General features: G+C 73.0%; 18 protein-coding genes. 9 read left to right on the top strand and 9 right to left on the bottom strand.

What is annotated here, in order from left to right; all coding sequences use genetic code 11:
- Window positions 1–180: 180 nt before the first annotated feature.
- Window positions 181–1,104, top strand: coding sequence for a LysR family transcriptional regulator (locus ACFVVX_RS08385; protein WP_387942801.1), 924 nt, complete (start codon window positions 181–183; stop codon window positions 1,102–1,104).
- Between the two features lie 95 nt (window positions 1,105–1,199).
- On the opposite strand, the gene ACFVVX_RS08380 is transcribed toward ACFVVX_RS08385, so the two are convergent.
- The 4 genes from ACFVVX_RS08380 to ACFVVX_RS08365 all read right to left on the bottom strand — a co-directional run bounded on the left by ACFVVX_RS08380 (window position 1,200) and on the right by ACFVVX_RS08365 (window position 5,701).
- A complete protein-coding gene (locus tag ACFVVX_RS08380; RefSeq protein WP_387942799.1) occupies window positions 1,200–2,078 on the bottom strand; it encodes a GNAT family N-acetyltransferase in 879 nt (292 codons plus the stop codon).
- Between the two features lie 262 nt (window positions 2,079–2,340).
- Complete coding sequence (locus tag ACFVVX_RS08375) at window positions 2,341–2,820, bottom strand: Imm1 family immunity protein (protein WP_387942797.1); 480 nt, start codon at window positions 2,818–2,820, stop codon at window positions 2,341–2,343.
- Window positions 2,820–4,940, bottom strand: a complete 2,121-nt coding sequence (locus ACFVVX_RS08370) for a polymorphic toxin-type HINT domain-containing protein (protein WP_387942795.1) — start codon at window positions 4,938–4,940, stop codon at window positions 2,820–2,822. Before ACFVVX_RS08370 ends, ACFVVX_RS08375 begins: the two co-directional genes overlap by 1 nt.
- Window positions 4,937–5,701 carry a sensor domain-containing protein gene (locus ACFVVX_RS08365; RefSeq protein WP_387942793.1) on the bottom strand — a complete coding sequence of 255 codons (765 nt, stop codon included), beginning with the start codon at window positions 5,699–5,701 and terminating at the stop codon, window positions 4,937–4,939. Before ACFVVX_RS08365 ends, ACFVVX_RS08370 begins: the two co-directional genes overlap by 4 nt.
- 465 nt (window positions 5,702–6,166) lie before the next feature.
- On the opposite strand from ACFVVX_RS08365, the gene ACFVVX_RS08360 reads away from it, so the two are divergent.
- On the top strand, window positions 6,167–7,123 hold the full coding sequence (locus ACFVVX_RS08360; protein ID WP_387942791.1) for a polyphosphate kinase 2 family protein: 957 nt from the start codon (window positions 6,167–6,169) through the stop codon (window positions 7,121–7,123).
- Window positions 7,124–7,183: 60 nt separating this feature from the next.
- Complete coding sequence (locus ACFVVX_RS08355; protein ID WP_387942789.1) at window positions 7,184–9,922, top strand: cation-translocating P-type ATPase; 2,739 nt, start codon at window positions 7,184–7,186, stop codon at window positions 9,920–9,922.
- Here ACFVVX_RS08355 and ACFVVX_RS08350 read toward each other — a convergent pair.
- The gene (locus ACFVVX_RS08350) at window positions 9,901–11,607 is read right to left on the bottom strand and encodes a SulP family inorganic anion transporter (RefSeq protein ID WP_387942787.1); all 1,707 of its coding nucleotides are present in this window, start codon (window positions 11,605–11,607) and stop codon (window positions 9,901–9,903) included. The genes ACFVVX_RS08355 and ACFVVX_RS08350 overlap by 22 nt on opposite strands.
- Before the next feature lie 239 nt (window positions 11,608–11,846).
- On the opposite strand from ACFVVX_RS08350, the gene ACFVVX_RS08345 reads away from it, so the two are divergent.
- The 3 genes from ACFVVX_RS08345 (at window position 11,847) to ACFVVX_RS08335 (ending at window position 16,459) form a co-directional block, all read left to right on the top strand.
- Complete coding sequence (locus tag ACFVVX_RS08345) at window positions 11,847–12,173, top strand: carboxymuconolactone decarboxylase family protein (RefSeq protein ID WP_387942785.1); 327 nt, start codon at window positions 11,847–11,849, stop codon at window positions 12,171–12,173.
- 237 nt (window positions 12,174–12,410) lie between these two features.
- Window positions 12,411–15,956: a CHAT domain-containing protein gene (locus tag ACFVVX_RS08340; protein WP_387942783.1), complete on the top strand. Its 3,546-nt coding sequence runs from the start codon at window positions 12,411–12,413 to the stop codon at window positions 15,954–15,956.
- A gap of 17 nt (window positions 15,957–15,973) precedes the next feature.
- Entirely contained in the window at window positions 15,974–16,459 is a 486-nt protein-coding gene (locus tag ACFVVX_RS08335) for a hypothetical protein (RefSeq protein ID WP_387942781.1), read from the top strand.
- Window positions 16,460–16,523: 64 nt separating this feature from the next.
- On the opposite strand, the gene ACFVVX_RS08330 is transcribed toward ACFVVX_RS08335, so the two are convergent.
- The 4 genes from ACFVVX_RS08330 to ACFVVX_RS08315 all read right to left on the bottom strand — a co-directional run bounded on the left by ACFVVX_RS08330 (window position 16,524) and on the right by ACFVVX_RS08315 (window position 19,480).
- The gene (locus ACFVVX_RS08330; RefSeq protein WP_387942779.1) at window positions 16,524–17,021 is read right to left on the bottom strand and encodes an NUDIX domain-containing protein; all 498 of its coding nucleotides are present in this window, start codon (window positions 17,019–17,021) and stop codon (window positions 16,524–16,526) included.
- Between the two features lie 318 nt (window positions 17,022–17,339).
- A complete protein-coding gene (locus tag ACFVVX_RS08325; RefSeq protein WP_387942777.1) occupies window positions 17,340–18,449 on the bottom strand; it encodes a serine hydrolase domain-containing protein in 1,110 nt (369 codons plus the stop codon).
- Window positions 18,450–18,508: 59 nt separating this feature from the next.
- Window positions 18,509–19,039 (bottom strand): GNAT family N-acetyltransferase, encoded by a 531-nt coding sequence (locus tag ACFVVX_RS08320; RefSeq protein WP_387942775.1) that lies wholly within the window; start codon window positions 19,037–19,039, stop codon window positions 18,509–18,511.
- Between the two features lie 24 nt (window positions 19,040–19,063).
- Window positions 19,064–19,480, bottom strand: coding sequence for an ankyrin repeat domain-containing protein (locus tag ACFVVX_RS08315; RefSeq protein ID WP_387942773.1), 417 nt, complete (start codon window positions 19,478–19,480; stop codon window positions 19,064–19,066).
- Between the two features lie 398 nt (window positions 19,481–19,878).
- On the opposite strand from ACFVVX_RS08315, the gene ACFVVX_RS08310 reads away from it, so the two are divergent.
- From ACFVVX_RS08310 to ACFVVX_RS08300, 3 genes are all read left to right on the top strand, one after another.
- Window positions 19,879–20,073: a hypothetical protein gene (locus tag ACFVVX_RS08310; protein WP_063346460.1), complete on the top strand. Its 195-nt coding sequence runs from the start codon at window positions 19,879–19,881 to the stop codon at window positions 20,071–20,073.
- Window positions 20,074–20,264: 191 nt separating this feature from the next.
- Window positions 20,265–21,920 carry a hypothetical protein gene (locus ACFVVX_RS08305; RefSeq protein ID WP_387942771.1) on the top strand — a complete coding sequence of 552 codons (1,656 nt, stop codon included), beginning with the start codon at window positions 20,265–20,267 and terminating at the stop codon, window positions 21,918–21,920.
- A gap of 287 nt (window positions 21,921–22,207) precedes the next feature.
- Complete coding sequence (locus ACFVVX_RS08300) at window positions 22,208–22,582, top strand: RNA polymerase-binding protein RbpA (protein ID WP_030396357.1); 375 nt, start codon at window positions 22,208–22,210, stop codon at window positions 22,580–22,582.
- Window positions 22,583–22,739: the final 157 nt, after the last annotated feature.

Below are 22,739 nucleotides of genomic sequence, written 5' to 3'. Positions count from 1 at the left end.
GACAGGGGATGGGGGGGAAAGGGAGGATTCCTCGCTTCGCGTGTGCGGGTGGTGGGCAGGAGCGCTGCCACCGCCTGTGCGACGAACCCCACCGAGGACGTTAGGCGAGGATTGCTTATGCCTTCCAAGACCGGTTCTGTTATGTGTGGATAACCCGTGAGGCATAAGCAGAGGTGAACCGTGGATTTGCTGCAACTGCGCTACTTCCAGGCCGTCGCTCGTTTCGAGCACATCAGCCGCGCCGCCGAGGAGCTCAACGTCGCCCAGCCCTCGCTCAGCCGCACCATCGCCCGGCTGGAGGCCGAGCTGGGCTCGCCGCTCTTCGACCGGCACGGCCGGCGGATCCGGCTGAACCAGTACGGAGTGGTGTTCCTGCGCCACGTCGACCGCGCGCTGAGCGAGCTCGACGACGCGCGCCGGGCGCTGAGCGAGGCGCGGGAGACCGGGCTCGGCCGGGTCGGCGTGGCCTCCGAGACCCTGCTGACCGTCACCCATCTGATGGGCGGTTTCCGGGCCGCCTTCCCGGGCGCCGAGGTGCGGCTCTTCCAGTCGACCGTGGACGAGATGGACCGCCAACTCCGTGCGGGGGAGATCGACTTCTGCGTGGCCTCGCAGCCGCTGGACGGCCCGGACCTGGAGTCGGTAGAGCTGCTCCGTGAGGAGGTGCTGCTGGCCGTGCCGCGCGGGCACCGGCTGGACGGCCGGAAGAGCGTGACGATCGCCGAGCTCGCCGACGAGCCGTTCGTCACCACCCGCCGCGGGCACTGGCAACGCGCCCTGCTGGACCGGATGTTCGCCACCGAGGGGCTCACCCCGCGGTTGTCCTGCGAGGGCGACGAGCCGGGCGCCAGCCAGGACATGATCAGCAGCGGCCTGGGCATCGGACTCATTCCGGCGATGTCCCGGCTGGCCGGCAGCGACGCGCACGTGCCGGTGGCCTGGGTGCACGTGGCGGCGCCGAACTGCCACCGGGTGCTGACCCTGGTGTGGAACGGGGCCGCCTACCATTCCGAAGCGGCTTGCCGTTTCCGGGAGTTCACCGTCAGCAGGCCGCTCATGACACACCGTCGGCCGGCCCCTCGGACGGCGGGCGAGCGGGCCTGACCGACCCCGGACTTCTGCATCGAGCCGTGGGCCTGTTGTGAAAGTGCCGACGGGCCGGGCGAGGTGACGCCCAGGTCCGGCCCGTCCGCTCGTCCCTACAGGTCGAGCTGGTACTGCAGTGTCGTGTGCGTGGGCAGGTAGCCGAGGCTGTCACTGATGTGTCGCATGTGCGTGTTGCTGTCGGCGGTGTCGGTCAGGAGGCCGCCGAGGTCCGGGTAGTGCCCGTGAGCATGTCGGATCGACTCGGCCTTCATCCAGCGGCCGAGGCCGTGTCCGCGGTGCTCGGGCAGGACGCCGGTGCCGTAGTGCTGGGCGTCACCCGTGCCGTTGCCGGGGACGACGAGTTCGGTGAACCCGGCGACCGAGCCGTTGGAGGTGTCGATGGCGACGACGGTGTGCAGGTGGTCGCCGCGCTGTTCGACGGCCTTCGCCGCAGCCCGGACCCGGTCCACGTCCCAGGCCGTGGTGCCGTGGTCGGTGTCCTCCATGGGCATGTCGTCCATGGCGCGACGTGAGTCGGCGAAGGTCTGCGCGAGATCGTCGGGGACGGCTCCCTGCCAGGACGCCAGCCGGTAGCCGGAATGCGGACGCTCGATGATCTCTGCCAGGGAGGCGACGTCCACACCGGCCAGGGGCAGGCGGGCGTACCTCAGGGTGAGGACCTTGCGGAAGCCGCCGGCCGACAGGAAGAGGTCACCGGGCGATCCGGCTTCGGCCTGCGCTACGACGCAGCGCCGACTGTTGTCCCGGGCGGCGGCCACGGCCGTGTCGAGGAGCCGGGAACCGACGCCCTTGCGGCGCTCCACGGGATGAACCTGGACGGTCAGTTCGGCCAGGTGCTCTTGTCCGCCGTCGAACAGGCGCAGAAAGGCCGCCCCGACAGGGATGGAGTCGGCGTCGGACGCCAGCCATGCAAGGCGCCGGCTGTGCGCCCCGTCGGCGGGGTCGGTCAGTGGGGTGATGCGGAACGACAAGGTGTCTCCGTGGTGAGGAGGTGGCAAAGGTCGGTACGCGGGCTCACCTGCCGGGCACTCCTGCGCATGTGCTCCACACCTCCTCGTCGACAGCGCCGGTCCGGATCAACATGGACGGCTGGGAGAACGTAGCCGGTCCACCGGCTCCTCGGCAAAGGGTTAACCGAAGGCTGCCGCGGCCGCGGGGTCACAGCCACTCGTCTGAGCCCCGACCGCAGCACGGGGCGGTCATCGGCCACCGCTCGCTGGTCCCGGCGGTCCGTCAGTCTTCGACGATCGGCCTGTCGTGCCGCTGGCCGTTCATCTCTCCGGTCACCCAGTCGATGCATTCCGGGCGCGCTCCGGTGCCGGTTCGGCGGTACTCCTCGACGGCGGTCCTGATGCGGTGGATGGGAAGGGTGCTGGCGGGATCGTGCCGCCGTCCCGTGTAGGCGTCCGAGACCACGTCCGGGTCGGCAACCGGAGGTTGCGGGTTGTCGGAGAGCCAGATGTTCCCGTAGACCCCGCCCTTCTCCAGCAGGCTCCCGCTCGCCCACCAGACCAGTGCGCCGCAGCTGTGGTCCGCGCTGACCGAAACGGTGAGGTACGCCACCGGGAACTCGGCCGGGGGATCCATGAGGGCGAACGTCACCGGCCTGCGCTCGAAGCTGCTTGATTCGAGGGCTTCGACCACTGTCCGGGAGGTCTCCGCTTCACCGACGGGGAACTTCCTGTCGCCCGCGTAGTCGATCCGAAGAACCATCAGCAATTCCTTCTTCCGCGGATGGGGTGGGGGTCGGCCAGATTTCCGTCCGGCTTCTGGTAGATGACCACCAGCGTCTGGCCGGCGCAGAGGATGAAGGGGACTACGTCATCGCACGTCAGACCATCTCCCTTGCACACTCCTCCCCGATTGTTGATGATCACCTCGGCGTCCGTGACGGTCTTGTTGTTCTCGGCCATCTTCCACGCGACCTTGGCCTCGACGTGGTTGGAGCTCGGGTAGACGGTTTCTGCGTTCGGGGTCGGGATCCTGGGGGCGCCGCTCCTGGGATCCTTCAGCCAGTCGCTGATCTTGGTGACCAGTGCCTTGTCCTGCCCCATGTACGAACCGCTGTAGACGAGTCCGCCCCAGCGCCCCGCGGTTCCGCTCTTGGTCCTGAGCACGGGCTGGCCGGTGGTGTAGCCCTTGTCGTCGGGCCTGACGGGGAGCTTGTCGAGGATCTCCCAGGTCAGCTTGTCGCAGTCCGCCGGGTTGGCGTTGTGCACCAGGACCGGGGTGTCGCCGGCCAGCACGAAGTAGGTGTGCAGGCCCTCGACGGTGAGGTTGTAGGCCGGCGCGAGACCGGTCCAGTGCCGGATCGAGGCGACCTGGGCGGTGGCACCGGCGTCGGTGCGCAGCGTGTCGCCCACACGCACCGCCGCGGCGTCGGTCCAGGCCCGGGTGGTGTCGACCCAGAAGGGGTGGTGGTCGGTCGCGGTGATCGCGCCCGAGGTGCCGTCGTCGTGACGGATCGTCAGTTCGGTGAAGTCGCGGTCGTCGGGGGTGTGGATGGTGCCGGTCACGGCCCGCGGTCCGGAGAGGCCGGCGGTGGGGTCCGCCGCGGTGACGAGGTCACCGGCGCGGATGGTCTCGATGGGGCGGGTGGTGTTGTCGGCCAGCAGGACCCGGGTGCCTGCGGGGAAGCTGTTGGGCGCGCAGGTGGTGAGGGACTCGACCTCGTCGATGATCTCCTTACCGCCGGCGGCGACGGCCTGGGCACCCTTGGAGAGTGCGGAGTTGAACTCCTCCTGGCCGCTGCCGGGCCTGGCGCGCGGGTCCCACACCTCCAATGCCTTGTAGTGGCCGTTGGGCTTGCGTACCAGGGCGTCGTACGTGGCGACGGGGGAGAGCCGGGCAAGGTCCGCGGCGGGGAGGCGGCTGACCGCGTCGGGGGCCAGGTAGGCGGCGACGGGCCGCTTGATGACCTTGACACCGTGCTGCTGGGCGTAGGCGTCGACGGCTGCGTTCTTGCGGCCCGCCTGCCGGTGGTCACGATCGTCCGCCGCCGCGGGGCTGCGGTCGGCGAGCCGCAGCGGCCGCGCCGCGTCAGCGCCCTGCGCCATGGACGTGGTCGTGGCCGGCGGACCGGCCGGAGCGTTGACGACCGCCTGGTTCGACGACGCCATCTGCTGGAGCAACTGCTCGCGCTGGGAGCCGAGCTGCTGCATGTCCTGAAGGAGCGCCGTGGCCTGCCGGCCGAGCGCGAGCGCGTCGGTGCTGACCTTCGACGCGTCCTTGGCGAGCTCCTGCTGCCTCGCGACCACCTGCGAGCGCTCCGACTCGAGGCCGGCCCGTTCCGCGCCGAGCTGGGCGGCTTCCCCTTCGAGCTGAGCCTTCTCCGCGTCGTAGGCGCTCGCCGCCCCGGCCTGCGCGGGCAGTTGGAACACGTGCGGAGCAGCGTTGTGCGCCGCGATCCGGCCGCTGAGGGCCTCGGACCTGGCGTTGAGAGCGGAGACCTTGCCGTTGACGGAGGCGGCGTCCTCACCCGCCGCCGCGGAGCGCGCCTGCAACGACTCCGTGGCCTGGCTCAGGTTCTCGGTAGCACCCATGAGTTCGCTCGTGCGCTGCGGCAGGGCTGCGGCCTGTTGGCTGAACGCGGCGACCTGGCTGTTCAGGGCGGAGGGGTAGGCCGGACTCGGCCGCAGCGGCTCAGGGGCCGGTGCGCCGGATGCCAGCGCGGCAAGGCCGGGGACCGGTGGATCTGCCGCCGGGGCCGCGGTGCTCTCGCCGGTTGCGAGCGCCGGCACGAACACGGTGAGGAGCGCCAGGCACAGGCCGCGTCCCATGGCGGCCCTCGCACGGGTGCCGGCCGGGCGCCGCACCGCGCCGCGCCCGGTCACTGGGTCACCTTCGCGGCGAGCCGGTCGGCGATCTTCGACACGGCCGAACTGCCGTCACCCGCTTCGCAGAGCGCCACCTGCACCAGGGCCCGGCCGGTGGCCCGGGCCTGGCGGTAGCACGCCCAGCCGTCCCCCGCGTCCTGGACCGCCGTCCAGACGACCGTTTCCGGGGCGACGGTGTCGGTCTTGTAGGTCCATGTCGAGTTCCGGCCGTCCGCCTCGGCGCGCTGGGCGGCCGGACAGTTCCTGAGCCCGTCCGCCAGCACGCGCAGCGCGGCCCCGGCGGCCCCCGCCTCCGGGTAGATGCCGATGACCTGGGTCGCCGTGTAGTCGCCCGCTCCAGCGGCATCGCCGTACGTCGCCGAGACGAAGGTCGTCCAGCCCTGCCCGTAGACGGCCTTGGTGGCCGGCCCCACTGCGGCCGCGCACGTCGACGGCTCGGCTCCGAGAGCGGCGGCCGGCTCGCCGGCTCGTGCGCCGGCCACGAACGTGGTCCCCGCCAGCGCGCTGACCTCGTCAGGGGAGAGCAGGTCCGCCTGAACCGTCCCGGCAGCCACGTGCAGCGAGGTGTCCACCGCATCGGGCTCACGGAGCCAGAGCCAGCCCGCCACCGCCGCGAACCCGACGCAGAACACGGAGACCAACGCCAGCAGCAACCACGGCACGCGCGGCGAGCGGAGCAGCGCACGCCGCCCGGGTGCCGCGGGATCCTCCGGGCCGGGCAGCGGCGGCGCAAGGACGTAGTCGGAGTTCTCTGTCACGCTGATCTCCCCCAATGACGCGACTCGGGTTGCGTTCTGTGAAAGCCCCGGACGCCTACCGTCACCTACGCCGTCTTGCAGGGCAAGACCCTCCCGCCCGATTTGAGATTCCGCAGAGCCTTCTCGGAGTGGCAACCAGCCGGAAGGAAGCGGACGTTGGCCTCCCACATGTGCCGCTCGACGTGCGGCCGGACCGGGCACGGTTCCCTACCCGACCCTGACGCTGCGCGCGGCACCGCGATCGCCGAGGGGCACCCGGACGGCCGTACCCGGATGGACGGCCCCGGCGGTCGGCCGAAGGGTGGTGGGTACCGAGGTCGGCCGACCGGCGGTCGGGGCCACCGCCCCGGGCGCCCGCACCTCGCCCGGGACCGGACCAACCGGGACGGACCGGGTCCGGCGGCTGCCGTCGCGGCGGCCGCTCGGTCGCCTGAGCATCTCGGACCGAGAGGAAGCGGGGTGGCCATGTCCGGCAAGGCGAAGTCCGACAAGCAGGCCAGAAGGATCGCGAAGTTCATCGAGCCGCTGCGCGTGGAGCCGGGCTCGCGCGTGGACCTCGCCGAGGACTTCGACCCGCGCTACAAGGCCCGGATGAGGAAGCGGGACGGCGCCGAGCTGCTGCGCACCGGCGTCGGCCTGCTCGCCGAGTACCAGGCGAAGCTGGCCGCGCAGGACACCTACGGTGTGCTGCTCTGTCTCCAGGCGATCGACGCGGGCGGGAAGGACGGGACGATCCGCCACGTCATGAGCGGGGTCAATCCACAGGGCGTGCACGTCAGCAGCTTCAAGGTGCCCTCCGCCGAGGAGCTCGACCACGACTATCTGTGGCGCTACGCGCGGCGCCTGCCGGCCCGCGGGGACATCGCGATCTTCAACCGGTCGCACTACGAGGAGGTGCTCGTGGTGCGGGTGCATCCCGAGAACCTCGACCGGCAGCGGCTTCCCGACGGCGCCAGGGGACCGGACGTCTGGACCCGCCGCTACCAGGAGATCAACGACTGGGAACGCTACCTCTGCGACAACGGGTTCCGCGTCGTGAAGGTCTTCCTGAACCTCTCCGAGGAGGAGCAGCGCACGCGCTTCCTGAAGCGGATCGACCTGCCGGAGAAGAACTGGAAGTTCTCGGCGGCGGACCTCCGCGAACGCGAGCGCTGGGACGACTACCAGCACGCCTTCTCCGAGATGCTCTCGGCCACGAGTACCCCGTGGGCGCCGTGGTACGTCGTGCCGGCCGACCGCAAGTGGTTCGCGCGCATCTGCGCCGCCGCGGTCCTCGCGCACACGCTCATGGAGATCGACCCCCGGTACCCGGTGGTCGGCAAGAAGGCCCGCAAGGAACTGCGGGTCGCCAAAAGGCTGCTGGAGTCGCAGGCCCCGGAGGGCGCCGAGCGCGACCCGTACGCCGCCGGACACCGTGACTGAGCGCAGCGGCGGCCGACCGCCGGCCCGCCGGGGGAACCGGATCGTGGGAGAGGTGCAGGGATGACGGCGCACACCGACCCGTCGGCGGCAGGTCCGGCCGTGCGGCCCTGGTACGCGACACCGCCCGAGGAGGTCGCGGCGCGGCTCGGCGTGGACCCGGAGGTCGGGCTCCCGGCCGCCCGGGCCGCGGACCTGCTCGCCGCGAACGGGCCGAACGCGCTGCCGGAGGAGAGCGTGCGGCCCGGCTGGCTGCGCTTCCTCGACCAGTACCGCAGCTACATGCAGGTCATCCTGGTCGCCTCGGCCGTGGTGGCGATGGCGATCGGCGAGTGGAGCACCGCGGTCCTGCTGATCGTGCTGACGCTCTTCAACGCCGTCGTCGGCCTGCGGCAGGAGGGCAAGGCCGAGAGCGCGATGAACGCGCTGCGGTCGATGATGAAGACGACGGCCCGGGTCCGCCGGGACGGAGTCGAGGCGGAGGTCCCCGCCGAGCAGTTGGTGGTCGGCGACGTCGTCCTGATCGCCGCGGGCAACACCGTCCCCGCGGACGGCCGGATCGTCCGGGCCAGTTCGCTGCAGATCGACGAGTCGGCGCTGACCGGCGAGAGCGTGCCCGCGGCGAAGGACGCGAACACCCTCCCGGACGGCCCGCTCGGTCCGGGCGACCAGACGAGCATGGCGTTCATGAACACCCCGGTCACCCACGGCAGTGGCGTCCTGGTCATCACCGGCACGGGCGCCGGGACGGAGCTCGGCAAGATCTCGGGAATGCTCTCGGCGACGGAGAAGGAGCAGACACCCCTCACCCGGGAACTCAACACCCTGACCCTGTGGATCGCGGCGGCGGCCGGCCTGACCATGGTCGTGATGTTCGCCCTGGGCCGCAGTCGCGGTGAGGCCTGGGACGTGCTGTTCGTCAGCGCCGTCTCGCTGGCCATCGCCGCCATCCCCGAAGCCCTGCCCACCGTGACCCAGGTGATCCTCTCGGTCGGCAGCCTGAACCTCGCCAAACGCAACGCCATCGTCAAGGAACTGCCCTCCGTGGAGACCCTCGGCTTCACCTCGGCCATCAACTCCGACAAGACCGGCACCCTGACGATGAACCAGATGACCGTCGTCGAGGTCATCAGCCCGACCGACCGCTACACGGTCTCGGGCAGCGGCTACGGCCTGGAGGGGCGGATCCACCACGCCGCCGGCTCCTCGGCCGGCATCGAGGACGCCGTCCTGCCGTACCTCGTCGCCAGTGACGCCACGCTGGTGGACGGCACGGTGGTCGGCGACCCGACCGAAGGGGCGCTGCTCGTACTCGGCCACAAGGCGGGCCTGGACATCGAGGCCACCCGGGAGCGCCACCCCAGGCTCGCCACCCTGCCGTTCGACCCCGAGTACAAGCTGATGGCCGTCTTCACCCCGGCCGTGGACGCGGCGGGCCGTCCGGTGGTGCGCTGCTTCGTCAAGGGCGCGGCGCCCGCCGTCATGGCCCGCGCCACCAGCGCCCTCGCGGCCGACCGGACCGTCCCGTGGGACGCCGACCTGCGGGCCAGGGCCGAGGCCCAGTCCGCGCGGATGGGCGGTGAGGGCCGGCGGGTCATGGCCGCCGCCGAACGCGACCTCGACCCCTCCGACTTCGACCCGGACGGCGACCTGCTCGCGCTCGTCACCGAGCTGCGGATGACCAGCCTGGTCGGCATGGTCGACCCGCCGCGCGCGGAGTCCAAGGCCGCCGTGGCCGCCGCCCAGGCCGCCCACATCCGGGTCCGTATGGTGACCGGCGACGACGTCACCACCGGTGAGGCCATCGCCCACCAGCTCGGGATCCCCGGCACGGCGATCCTCGGGGCGGACTTCGCCGCCCTGCCGGAGCAGGAACGGCTGGCCCGCATCGACGGCATCGGCGTGCTCGGGCGGGTCTCGCCCGAACACAAGGTGCTGCTCGCCGACACGCTGAAGAAGAAGGGCGAGGTCGTGGCGATGACCGGCGACGGCGTCAACGACGCACCCGCCATCAAGGCCGCCGACATCGGCATCGCCATGGGCAGCGGCACCGACGTCACCAAGAACGCCGGCCGGATGATCCTCTCCGACGACAACTTCGCCACCATCGTGTTCGCGGTCGAGGAGGGGCGGAAGCTCTACGACAACCTCACCAAGTACATCCGCTTCGTCCTGATGCTCCTGGTCACCTTCGTCCTGACCTTCCTCGGCGCGACGGTCTTCAACATCGCCGCCGGCGAGCCGTTCACCCCACCGCAGGTGCTGTGGATCCACTTCGTCGTCAACGCGCCCTTCGGCTTCGCCCTCGGTTTCGACCTGGCCAGCCCCGGCCTGATGCGGCGCACCCCGCGCCCGCGCGGCGAATCGCTGCTGACCAGGTCCGTCATGCTCACCGTCGGACTCAGCGGACTGGCCGTCACCGTGTTCCTGCTGCTGCTCATCGAACTGGGCGAGCACCACTACGGGAGCGTGAGGACCGGCAGCTCGATCGCCTTCACCGCCTTCGCGCTCTGCCTGATCGTGGCGGCCTACGAATGCCGCAGCGAACACGCCACCGTCCTGAGCGCCGGCACCTTCGACAGCAGGCCGATGAACCGGGCGGCCCTGGGCGAGTTCGTCCTCGCCGTCCTGGTGACACAGACGGACGCCTTCCGCCGCATCCTCGGCACCACCGAACTCACCCTCGCCCAGTTCGGCTGGGCCCTGCTCGCCCCCGTGGCGCTGCTGCTCCTGTGGGAGCTGGGCAAGCTCGCCGCCCGACAGCGCCGCGCCGCACCCGCCTACCGGGCCCAGGCCCGGTAGGCGGCCACAGCGGTGGGCAGGGTGGGGAAGATCCGGTCCGCGCCGACGGAGTCGGTCAGCCCGTACGCGTCCAGCTCACCCCGCAGGTCCTGCTTGACCCGCGCGAGCGCGAAGACGACGCCGCGCCCGGACAGTTCGGCCCGGAGCGCCTCCACCGAGTCCAGCGCGGTGATGTCGACCTCCACGTTGGCCTCCGTGTTGAGGACGAACCACCGGACCGGATCGGTTTCCCCTGCCACCGCGGCCAGCGCCCGGCTGCGGAAGTCCTCCGCGTTGGCGAAGAACAGCGGCGAGTCGTAGCGGTAGACGACCAGCCCGGGGACGGTACGTGCCTGCGGGTAGTCGTCGATGTCGTGCATGCCGGGAACTCCGGGCACCAGGCCCTGGACGGCGTCGTGCGGGCGGGCCACCCGGCTCAGCAGCTCCGCCACCGACAGCCCCACGGCCACCAGCACCCCGTACAGGATGTCCAGCGCCAGCACACCGACCAGGCAGCCGACCGCCAGCAGGAACTCCCGGCGCCGGAAGCCCTTCAGCCGACGCAGCCCCGCCACGTCGATCATCCGGATCGCGGCGAACACGACCAGCGCACCCAGCACGGCCGACGGCGTGTACGTCAGCAGCGGGCTCAGGAAGAGCAGGACGGCGAGCACCACCACGCCCGCGGCCAGCGCGTACGCCTGGGTGCGCCCGCCGGCCGACTGGGCGAGCGCGGTGCGGCTGGCGCTGCTGCTCACCGGGAACCCCTGCAGGAGCCCGGCACCGAGGTTGGCGCCGCCCAGGGCGAGCAGTTCCTGGTTGGCGTCCAGCTTCTCGCCCCGGTCGCGGGACTCGAAGGCCCGCGCGGTGAGGATCACGTCGGTGTAGCCGACGAGCAGCACCCCGAGAGCGGGCAGAAGCAGTCGGCGCACCTCGCCCAGGTCCGGCAGGGAGGGGCTGGGCAGTCCGGCCGGGATCTCACCGATCACCGCGATGCCGTGCTCCTGCAGCCCGAACATCCCGACCACGGCCGTACCGACGACAACGGCCAGCAGCGGGCCGGGAAGCCCGGGCAGGAAGCGGTCCAGGGCGAAGAGGAAGAGCAGCGCCGCCGCGCTGAGGACCATGGTGGCGGTGTCCGCCTGCGAGAGGTGCCGCACGAAGTAGGTCAGCTGCGGGCCGAACCCCTCGCCCTCCACCTCGACGCCGGTCAGCTTGGACAGCTGGTCCACCATCATGATCAGCGCCACCCCGGCCAGGTAGCCGATCAGCACCGGCCGCGAGAGCAGGTCGGCGACGAATCCCAGCCGGGCCAGCCACGCCAGCACGAACAGCGCGCCGACCACCACGGCGAGAGTCGCGGCGAGCACCGCGTAGCGGCCGGCGTCCCCGCCGGCCAGCGGCCCGACCACGGTGGCGGTCATCAGCGCCGTCGTCGACTCGGGCCCCACCGACAGCAGCCGGGAGGACCCGACGAAGGCGTACACGGCCAGCGCCGGGAGGATCGCCCAGAGCCCCGCGACCGGCGGCAGGCCCGCCACGCCGGCATAGGCCATGACCTGCGGTACGAGGTACGCCGCGACGGTGCCGCCGGCCAGCAGGTCTCCACGCAGCCAGTCGCGCCGGTACCCCCTGAGCACGGTGAGCCCGGGGAGGGAGGGGACGGCGGGTCGCCGTCCGCGGCTGCTCGGGGCAGGCTCCGGCATGGGTCTCCTTCCGTCCGCCCGGCCCATGATGCGCCAGCGACGGGCCGTACCGGAGGACGCCCCGCCCGGCGCGTCCGCCCCGGCCGGCCGCACTCCGGCGCCCCGCGCCACCCCGGTCGCACAGAAGTGCGACCGTGGCGAAATGTCCTTAAGGTCGATGGACAGGCAGGGCGCGGGGAAGCCCCCGTTCCCGCCACCGATCCGCGTCGCTCTGCCGACCGATCCAGGAGATGACCGACATGACGACTTCGTCCGAAACTCCTGTCCTCGACACCCTCGCCGCCATGACACTCGACTCGATCGAGCGGTGCGGCATGCCCGAGGACACCCTCATCCTCACGCGGATCTCCGCGCTCGTCGCGATGGACGCACCGGCGATGTCCTACCTCGCTCACCTCGGCCCCGCCATGGAGTCCGGGCTGACCGTCGACCAGCTCCAGGACGTCCTCGTGGCCATCGCCCCGATCGTGGGAACCGCCCGCGTGATGTCGGCGGCCGCCCACATCACCGAGGCACTCGGCTTCGCCATCGCCGTGGCCGAGACCGACCTCGGCCCCGGAGCGTAGCCCGTCCGGTCCGGGTCCCGGTCCGGGTCCCGCTCCGGCCCCGTGCCGGTGGTGGTGTCCCCGGCGTCGACGGTGCAGGTGTCGCTGCCGTGCTGCCCGCCGAGGCCGTCATCGCCAGGGACACCGTGGACACCGTGGACACCGTCGTCGAACAGCAGCCGGAGGGATTCGGGCCTGCCCCTGACGCGCCGTCACCGGAGGCCATAGGCTCGGTCGGGGACGAGGCGGGGAGGCGGCTTGGCGATTCCAGGGACGGACGGGGCGGCGACGTCGTGGCAGGAGACGGAGATCGTCTGCGGCAGGTGCTCGGTCCGCACCACCGCGCGCCTGCGCCGCTTCCTCCACTTCCCGGGTGATGCGCGGACGGTGCTCGACCTGGTCACCGGTCGGCTGAACGTCCACCGCTGCCCGGTGTGCGGCGCCGGGACCAGGGTCCGGACGCCGGTCGTCGTGGTGGTCGGGGACGGGTCCGAGCTGGCCGTCGGGGCGCTCCCGCAGCGCTACCTGCCGCGCCTCGCCGAGCAGGCCCGCCTGGCGGACGGCACGCTCCCCCTGGTCGTCGGCCACGACTCGGTGGAGCAGCTGGCCGATGCCGTCCGCGGCCGGGCCGACGCACTGCTCGCCCGCGCGCTGCGGGAGTACACCGACGGCGAGCTTCCCGGCTACCGGGACGAGCGGGTTCCGCTGCTGCTGACACCGCTGGCCCTGCTGCTCGCCGAGTACCAGCTCAGCTCCGGGATCACCGCCCCCGGCGAGGGGGCCGGGGAGGCGGCCGAGCGGGTCGCCCGGGTCACCCGGCTGTTCACGGCCTGTGTCGTCGAGCTCGTCGACCGGTCCTTCACCTACGCCTTCCACCACGGCGGGATCGCCACCCTGCCGCAGGTCCTGGAGCACCGCGTCCCGGTCGAGTGCCTGCGGCCGGAGGTCCTGGCGGCGCTGGCGGAGCGCTGTCCGGCGGTCGGGCCGGAGAGCCTGACGGACCCTTCGGAGGTGGACCGGATCCACCGGTACGAGTACCTCAACAGCCTCGCCCACGCCCTCGCCGGCCGGCCCAACCCAAGGGCGGAGGTCTGGGCCTCGCTGTGCTTCACGCTCTTCGCCCTGTCCCGCACGCCCGGGATCGTCGTCGATCCGGCCGCGCTGCTGACCCCCGAGGTCCTGCGGCGGACGATCACCTTCCCCGCGGCCTGGAACGCGGCCATGCCGGGGTGGCGCGACAGCGAGACGCACCGCCACTTCGCGGCCTGGTTCGAACACGTCGGGGCGGCCGAACGGTTCCGGGACGAGATGGCGGGCGGCCTGCCCTTCCGGCTCGCCGCCCTCGACAAGGACGACGCGAGCCTGACCGCGACGATGCTGGACATGGTGCTCGCGGACGACGAGACCGACGAGACCGACGAGACTGACGGCTCCGACGGCCCCGGGCTGCTGCTGGCCGGGGCGTGCTGCCGGTCCCTGGTCGCCGCCGGACGCGTCGCCGCGGCCGAACAGTTCGCCTGGACGCTGTGCCACCGCCTCGCCGCGGCCGGGCGCGGCGAGGAGCTCGGCTGGACGGTGGTCAGGATCGCCCCCGCCTTCGCCGAGGTGTGGGAACTCCGCCTCGTCCGCCGCCTGCTGGAGCGCTTCCGCCCCCGGGTCCTGCGCGGCGGCCCCTCCCCCGCGCTGCGCTCCGCGCTGGAGAACGAGCGCGGCAACGTGCTCCGGTACGAGGGACGGCTGGAGGAGGCCCTCGCCGCGTACGAGAGCTCGCAGGCCGCGGCGGCGACGGCGACGGACGGTGTCACCCCGTACCAGCGCCGGATCCTGCGGACCAACCGCGCCATCGTGCTGCGCGACCTGGGCCGGGTGGACGTGGCGGTCGCCCTGCTCACCGAGGCGATCGCGCAGGAGCCGCCCGACTCGGTGGCCCGGGTCGGGTACTCGGTGAGCCTCGCCGAGTGCCATCTCGCGGTCAACCGGCGCGAGGCCGCCCTGGCGGTGGTGCGCGCTGCGGCCGCCGTACCGCTCTCCCCCAACCACGTCGGCGACCGGGTGCGGATACGGACGAGGCTGGCCGAGCTCCGCGCGGCCGTGGAGGAGGAGCCGGTGCTCGACGAGCTCCAGCAGGCCTGGGAGCTCAGCGCAGGTCTTCGCGGCCCCCGGGCCGTGGCCGCCGGGGCGATCCTGCACTGCGCGACCCGGGCCACGGTCGCGGAGCACCTGGTGGCCTCCGCCCAGGAGTTCCTCACCGACCTGGTCGGCGCGGGCTCCGCGAACCCGCTGGCGGTGCTGCGCCTGTCCCAGTACCACCGGGAGCGCGGCGAGCTCGACGCCGCACGGGCGGCGATGGCCGCCGTCGAACCGCTGATGGGCGTCGTCGGGCTTCCCTGGCAGTTCCCGTGGCAGCGGTTCCTGCTGGTGGACCCCGCCGACCCGGCGAAGCGGTGGTCGGCCGCCCGGCTGGTGCTGGACGCCCTGGACGACAGGATCGTCCAGGCGCCGGGCGATCCGGACCTGGTCGGCTCCTGGCTCGTCGACAAGGAGGAGGTCCAGCGCGAACTGGTCGCCTGCCTCACGGAGGCCGAGTCCCGCGGCGTCGCCGCGCCGGGCGAGTACCTGCGGGTCTTCGAGTTCGTGAACGGCCGCGAGGTCCGCAGCCGCCACGCCCCACCGCCGACCGCGCGCCCAGGCCGCAGCACCGTCGACCGGACCGCGGCCCTGCTGGAGCGCAGCCGGCAGAGCGGGGTGACGGCCGCCCTGGCCGCCTTCGTGGAGACACCCGACGGGCTGCGGGTGGTGACCGCCGGCTCCGACGGAGTGGTGCGGTCCGTCCCCCTGGGCGTCGGGTTGCCCGAACTCCGCTCCCTGAGCGCCGCGTTCGACCGCAGCGCCGGGCCTGGCTGTGTGACCGCCCGCCAGCAGCGCCGCGCCCTCGCACCGCTGGAGGACTTCCTGCGGCGGCTCGGGGAAACGGTCGCCGAGCAGACCGGCGAGGGCGAGCACGTGGTGCTGCTCCCCAGCTCGGAGCTGCTCGGCTTCCCGCTCCACGCGGCGACCCTGTCCGGCGGCCGGCTGCTGCTGGAGCGCAACGGCCTGAGCTACGGGCCCAACCTCGAGGTGGTCGAGTCCGTCCTCGCCGCCGGCGCCCTGCCCGCGCCCGGCGGACACCCGGCGGCGGTGCTGAGCGTGCCGAAGGAACGCGACCGCCAGGACTTCGGGGACCGGCTGCGCGGCGCCGCCGGCCGCCTCGCCGACCTGCTGGGGCCGGGGGCCTCCCGGCTCGACGGGACAGCCGTCACCAAGGCGGCCTGCCTGGAGCTGCTCCCCCGCGTCCGGCACCTGCTGCTGCTGGCGCACGGCGCCAACTCCCTGCCCGCGCACGGGCGCGGGGTCTGCGTCTCGGACGGCTCGGCGCTGCCGCCGGCCCCGCTGCCGGTCGAACAGGCGGCGGAGCTGCGGCGGTTCCTGCTCGACGCGGCCGATCTGGTCACCGCGCCGGCCTGTCCGGACGTGGTCGTCTCGATAGCCTGCTCGTCCGGGCGCAGCCGCCCCGGTGCCGGCGGCACCCGCATCGGACTGGAGCGGGCCCTGTTCGCCGGCGGCACCAGGGCCCTCGTCGCCCCGCTCTGGGACGTCGACCAAGCCTCCGCGCTGGCCTTCGTCGAGGCCCTGTACGCGCACTGGACCGCCGCGCCGGGCCGACCGCTCGCCCGGCACTACCGCGCGGCGCTCCTGGAGACCAGAGCACGCTTCGAACACCCCTTCCACTGGGCTCCCTTCGCACTGAAGGGCAGCTGGCTGTGACCCCGAGGAGAACCATCGTGACCACTGACGCCACCGACCTCGCGACCCGGATCGCCGGACTCAGCCGGGAGGAGGCCTTCGAGGCCGTCCTCGCGCTCGACGACCTGCTGCCCGCCGACGCCCCGCAGGACGAGCCCGCGCGGGAGCTGCTGGCGCAGGTGGAGCAGAGCCCGTACGGGCTCCTCGCCGACGTCGACGACCTGGCCCGGATCATGCTCTCGGCGGCGGCGCTCACGCCGGAGCTGCGGCCCGCGGTCGAGGAGGCGCTCGACTCCGTGGGGCACAAGGCGTTCGTCTTCGGCGTCACCGAGATCATCGCGGTGGGCGCACTGGTGATCGCGGGCCTGGCCCTCGTCCTCAGCAAGGGGAAGGCCGAGGAGCGGACCAGGCTGGAGCTGGACGAGGACGGCAAGCTGCGGTACGAGAACGAGGTCGTCTACACCTCGGGCAGCGGTCTGGTGCAGGCCCTGGCCAAGCTCCTCGGCCGGGCCCAGCAGCCGTAGCAGGACCTCGGCGGTGCGCTCGTCCGGCTCTGCACCCTGCTCTGATCCGCGGGCCCTCCCCGGGCTACCCGAGGTAGCCCGGGGAGCGCAGCAGCGCGGTGCCGCCGGTCCGGCGCAGGTGCAGGGCCCGGGTAAGCCGGTCGGCGGCGCAGGGGTGCAGCAGCGGCGCGGCCTGTGCGGGCGGGAAGAAGCCGTAGTCGGCGACCTCCTCGGCCTGCAGGGTGAGCGGGGTGTCGGCCGGGACGGTGCCGCCGTCGAACATGAACTGGACGGCGGGGTGGGCGTTTCGGCCCTGCCGGGGGATGGGCTCGCGCCACTCGACGACGAGCAGGCGCAGCTCCGGGGCGACCAGTGCGGTCTCCTCGCGCAGTTCGCGGGCGGCGCACTCGGCGGGGTCCTCGCCCGGGTCCATCGCACCGCCGGGGAACTGCCACCGGCCCCGGTAGGTGGCCTTCAGCAGCAGGACCCGGCCGTCCGGGTCGGTGAGCAGCACGCTGCAGCCGACGTAGGCGCGGACCATGCCGGCCAGCCATTCCTCCTCCGAGAGCCAGGTGTCGGTCACGGCGCCTCCTCCGCTGGTGGCCTTGGCCGGGAAGGGCCACTCTGCCGGAGGGCCGTACCGCGCAGGGCTGTTCGTGCCCGGATCCACCCGATCGAGTGGGCCGGGCACCACCGGCGAGGTAGGGCCTAGGTCCTGTCCGGTCGATCTTGGCGGATCAGCGCGCGGCGTTGGGCGCCCGGCTGGGCGTGCGCCCGGATCGCCCTCGTACTGGACGTACTTGGGTGATTCGGGCGTGCGTCCAGCTGGGGGTACCTCCCGGCCGAAGGCTGGGGGAGGATGCCCGGCGTCGCGCGCCCGGCAAGATCGGCCGGGCAGGGCCTAGCCGAAGACGGCCCGGCGGAGGGCGTTGCGCAGGTCGGTGAGGGGCTGGGTCTCGCGGCTGTAGTGGACCTTGTTGGTGAGCAGCAGCGCCCAGCGGCCGAGCCGGCGGGAGATCCAGATCCCGGTACCGGTGAAGCCGTAGTGGACGAAGGTGCCCTCGGCGGGGTCGGTGCCGGGGGCGCAGAGCCAGGACAGTCCGCGGGCGGGGGCCAGTGGGGCGGTCTGCTCGCGCAGGGACTCGGCGGTCCACGGGCCCGCCCAGGGCAGCGCGGGCGGCGGGGCGAGCAGCGCGGTGAGGAACCGTTCGAGGTCGTCGGCGGTGGAGAAGGCGCCGGCGCTGCCGCAGGCGCCGCCGAGCAGGCGCGCGGACGGGTCGTGGACGACGCCGCGCAGGTGGCCGCCCGCGGTCGGCTCGTACTCGGTGGGCGCGGCGCGGGCGGTCCGCGCCGGGTCCAGCGGTCCGAACCGGGTGTCGGCCATGCCGAGGGGTCGCCAGACCTGTCGGGCGGCGAGCTCGGCGAGCGGGTCGCCGGCGAGGTGCTCGACCAGGTGGCCGAGGATGATGGCGGCGCGGTCGGTGTACTCGACGGCGCTGCCGGGCGGGCGGTGCAGCGGGGCGGCGAGGAGGCCGGTCCGGATGGCCTCCGGGTCGCGGCCGTAGAGCGCCTCCAGGTTGGTCCGCAGCGGCATCCCCGCTGCGTGGGTGAGCAGTTGACGGGCCGTCACCCCGCCGGTCGGCCGGTCGGCGGCGGCCGGCCAGTAGCGCCCCAGGGGCTCGTCCAGGGGCAGTCGGCCGGCCTGCCACAGTGCGCCCGCACAGGGCCAGAGCGCGACGATCTTGGTGAGGCTGGCGAGGTCGAACAGGGTGTCGCGGCGCATCGCGAGCCGCTCGTACGGGCCCTGCCCCAGCGCGCCGGAGCAGCCGCGGCCGCGCGCCCCGCCGGCGTCGCCGACGGCCCAGACGGCGCCGGCTCCGACCGCGGGCAGCGCCTCCCGCACCAGCCGGTCCAACACCCCGCCGGGGCCGCCGAGTTCGTCGAGTCCGGCGAGCCCGGCCGGAGCCGGGCCACTGCCCGGCCCCGCCGGTCGCCGCGGCTGCTCGTCCATCTGCTCCCCCGCCCGTCGGCCCGCCCCGCCGGGCGGGAGCCTACCCAGCGGGCGCCGGGTCAGACGGCGGCCGCGCCGGTGAACTCCTTGCCCAGGCAGATGCTCTGCGGGTGCTCGCGGTAGATGCCGAACTTCTCGACCGGCCCGTACCCCTCGGAGGTGTAGAGCGCGATCGCCTCGGGCTGCTCGGTCCCGGTCTCCAGGATGAACCGGGTGCGCCCGGCCTCGGCCGCGGTGGTCTCCAGCCGGCGGAGCACCGCCCGGGCGAGGCCCCGGCCGCGGGCGGTGGGGACCACGAACATCCGCTTCAGCTCGGCGTCGCCGTCGCGCAGCCCGTGCGGGCCGGCCGTCTTGGCGCGCCAGCCGCCACAGGCCACGGCCTCGCCGTCGAGGTAGGCGATCAGGAACAGCCCGGCCGGCGCCTCGAAGTCGTCGGGGTGCAGGACGGTGAGGTCGCCGTCGCCGTAGCGCCGGACGTACTCCTCCTGCACCTCCGCCGACAGGCGCTGCGCGTCCGGGTGGCCGTAGCCGGTGACGCGGATCTCGATGGTGCCGTTCTGGACGGTCGTGGTCCCCGTGGTGCTCTCCATGGTTGAAAAGCCTACGACCTGCGGTCAGCGACCCTCGAACCGGGCGACCAGATCCTCCTTGCCGAACATCCGGGCGGTGTCCACGGCGGACGGCGTGCCGGCCTCCGGGTCGGCGCCGCCGTCCAGCAGGACCGCGAGCACGTCCTCGGCGCCCTTGAACACGGCGCCGGCCAGCGGGGTCTGGCCGCGGTCGTTGGCCTGGTTCGGGTCGGCGCCGCGCGCCAGCAGGGCGCCCACCGTGGCGGCGTGGCCGTGGTAGGCGGCGAGCATCAGCAGGGTGTCGCCGCGGTCGTTGGTGAGCCCGGCGGGCGCCCCGGCGTCCACGTAGGCGGCCAGGGTGTCGGTGTCACCGGTGCGGGCGGCGTCGAACAGCTTCCCGGCCAGCGCGATCACCTCGGCGTCGGGGGCGTCGGGGGACTGCGGGGTGGCGGCGTCGGTCATGGCGGACCCTTCCTCGGTGGTCGACAGGTCGTGGCGGTGGTGCCGGCTGCGCGTACCGCACCGTAGCGGCCGGGCACCCGGACGAACCAGTACACGTCCGGATTCCGGATGGCGGCATCCCCCGCACGACACGCGGGCGGGAAGGTTGCGCAGCCGTTCGGGCGAACTTCCCGGCACCCCCGGAAGCCTCCCGCCCACCCACCGGGAATGCCTCGCCACGCCGGTCCGGAGCGGTGCGAGGCCCCGGTCGGGGCGGTTCGCATACCTCCCCCGGAGGTCCGGACCGGTATTGACGGAAAGAACCACCCATTTGCACCGTTCCATCATCTATTACTTTTTGTCACGATTAGGGCACTTTCCGTGACACTGTCCCTGTCCCCCTCACCGAGGAGCAGAGCGTGATCCTCTCGATTTCCGGCATCGTCCTGTTCGGCACCATCGCCTTTCTCTTCTTCCGCAGGGACGGACTAAAGGTCTCCCACGCCGTCGTCTGCGCCCTCTTCGGCTTCTACGTGGCCGGCTCGTCGATCGCTCCGAGCATCACCGCGGGCGGCGCGAGCCTCGCCAGCCTGCTCGGCGGCCTCAAGTTCTAGGGCGTGTTTGCAAAGTCCCGCCAGGTCCGACGCGACTTTGCAAACACGCCCTGCCGCCACTCCCCGCACGGGCCCGGGCGCGGATCCCACCGCCCCGGGCTCCGTCGTACACCCGCGAAGCCGCTGGAACCCGACCTTCCGGACCCGACCCTCCCGAACCCGACCGTCCCACTCGCCCGGGGAGCCCAGGAATGCCGCTCAACCGCCACCTCAGCAAGGGCCGCGACCACCTCACCAGGGGCCGTGACCTCGCCCGCACGGCCGGCGACCACGCCTCCGACATGTTCGCGCCGCTGACCGTCATCGGCCGCGGCCTGCGCCATCACGCCGGCTGGGCCAGGGAACGCTGGCAGGCCACCCCCAGGGAGCGCCGCGGTCCGACGGTCTTCCTGGTCGCCGCGATGCTGCTCGGGATCTACTTGCTGCCGCACGGGCTGCTGTTCGCCCTGGTGGCGCTGATGGCCAGCACGGCCTGGGTCGGCCGGGCCCCCAAGGCGCCGCCGGCCCCGCCCGAGCCGGACGTCGCCGACATCAAGCTCACCGCCCTGTACGCGGCGCTGACCCCGTACCTGGCCGGGCCCGACGACCTCAACCCGCTGTACCGCCACGAGGGCGCCTACAAGAACGCCTTCTCCGCCTGGGAGTTCGACGGCGAGGGCCGGCTCTCCCGGCTGGAGCTCGCCTACCCGGCGTACTTCACCGACACCGAGCCCGCCGCCCGGGCCCGGATCGAGCAGGTCGTCCAGGGCAAGGCCGGCCGCGCGCGGGAGTACCGCTTCGACTGGGACGAGGAGTCCAACAAGCTGCGGATCTCCGCGCTGCCGCCGCTGCCCACCGACATCGCCGCGCAGCGCTTCGTGGCAGCGCCCGGGGAGATCGTGCTGGGCTTCACCGACGAGGACGGCAGCGCCCGGACCATCCCGGTCGGCCAGGGCGGGGTGATCACCCAGCAGCCGCCGGTGGTCTGGCGCACCGGTCCGCGCTCCGCCGAGCCGCACCTGCTGGCCTTCGGCTCGACCGGCTACGGCACCTCCAGCCTGATCCGCTCGATCGCCCTCCAGGCGCTCCCGTTCGGGGACCTCGTGGTGATCGACGGCGCCGGCACCGGCGAGCACGCCTGCCTGGTCAACCGGCCCGGCGTCCACACGGTGGAGACCAGCCTGCACGGGGCGCTGGCCGCGCTGGAGTGGGCCGCCCAGGAGACCGAGCGCCGACTCGCCGCGCTGAACGCGGCCCGGCACTCCGGGACGGCGGTCCCCGAGGACGTCACCCGGCCGCTCTGGCTGCTGCTGGACCACCCGACCGAGCTCAGCGAGCTGGCCCACGCCGAGGGCCGCCCCGATCCGCAGGACCTGCTGGAGCTCCCGCTGCGGCACGGCCGCGCCGCCCGGGTCACCGTGGTGATCGCCGACGACGTCGAGGCCCGCGACCGGATCACCCACACCGTCCGGGCCACCACCCGGGCCCGGGTGGTGCTCGGCCCGACCGGACCGGAGGAGGGTTACGCCGCGCTCGGGGTGCCGCTGGACATCGTGCCGGCCGCGCACGCCCCCGCCGGGCGGGGCTACGCCCGGATCGGCAACGGCGCGCCGGTCCGCCTCCAGGTGCCGGCCACCGTCGACCCGCTGGACGAGGAGGCGCCCGCCCAGCTGCGGGAGGCGGTGATCGCCCTGCTGCCGCACCGCGACACCCGCACCGAGGCCGCCGCGCCCACCGCGCCCGCCGAGGTGCCGCCCCACCCGGACGGGCCGCCACCGGTACTGTCGGCGGAGCCCGCCCCGGTGCTGCGGGCGGGCGTCGACCTCGCCAAGGAGCACTCGGCGGTTCGCCCGCGTCCGGTCTCCTGACCGCACGGCGCCGCTCCCCGGCGAGGGTCGGGGAGCGGCGCCGGAGCCCCGCCCGGTACGCTCGTCACGGAAAGGCCGACCGATCACCAGATGTGAAATAGGTGACACCTGGGGTGATATCACCGGCCAGATGTGACAAATCGGGCGCCGGTGGGTACAAACAGGGGCGGCACGACAGACGACGCATGTCCCCGGACGGGAATCTTCGTCGGAAGCCGAGCGTTGACCGAACGACGAAGAACAGCGACCACTAGTCCTGTGGGCCATAAGCCCGGGAGGCACGATTCATGAGCGAGCGAGCTCTCCGCGGCACGCGACTCGGGGCCACTAGCTACGAGACCGACCGCGGTATCGATCTGGCTCCCCGCCAGACCGTCGAGTATGCATGTCAGAACGGACACCGATTCGAGGTTCCCTTCTCGGTCGAGGCGGAGATCCCCTCGGCCTGGGAATGCCGCTTCTGTGGCCAGGAGGCGGTACTCCTCGACGGTGATGAGCCGGAGGAGAAGAAGACCAAGCCGACGCGTACCCATTGGGACATGCTGATGGAGCGCCGGACACGCGAGGAGCTGGAGGAGGTACTGGCCGAGCGGCTGGCCGTGCTCCGCTCCGGCGGGATGAACCTCGCGGTGCACCCGCGGGACACCCGCAAGAGCGCCTGACCCCGCTCCCGCCCCAGCGGGAGCACGCCGAAAAGGGACCCTGGGCACCAGGGTCCCTTTCGCGCTGTCCCGATCCGGGAGGGTCCGGTCGAGCTTCGGACGGGTTCGGACCGCTTTGGACGGCGACGGCCCGGTGGCCCGGTCCGGGCCACCGGCC

The sequence above is a fragment of the Kitasatospora sp. NPDC058170 genome (genome assembly GCF_042883905.1).
Lineage (GTDB): Bacteria > Actinomycetota > Actinomycetes > Streptomycetales > Streptomycetaceae > Kitasatospora.
The sequence above is the reverse complement of the archived record's forward strand: the minus strand, read 5'-3'. Positions and strand labels throughout refer to the sequence as shown.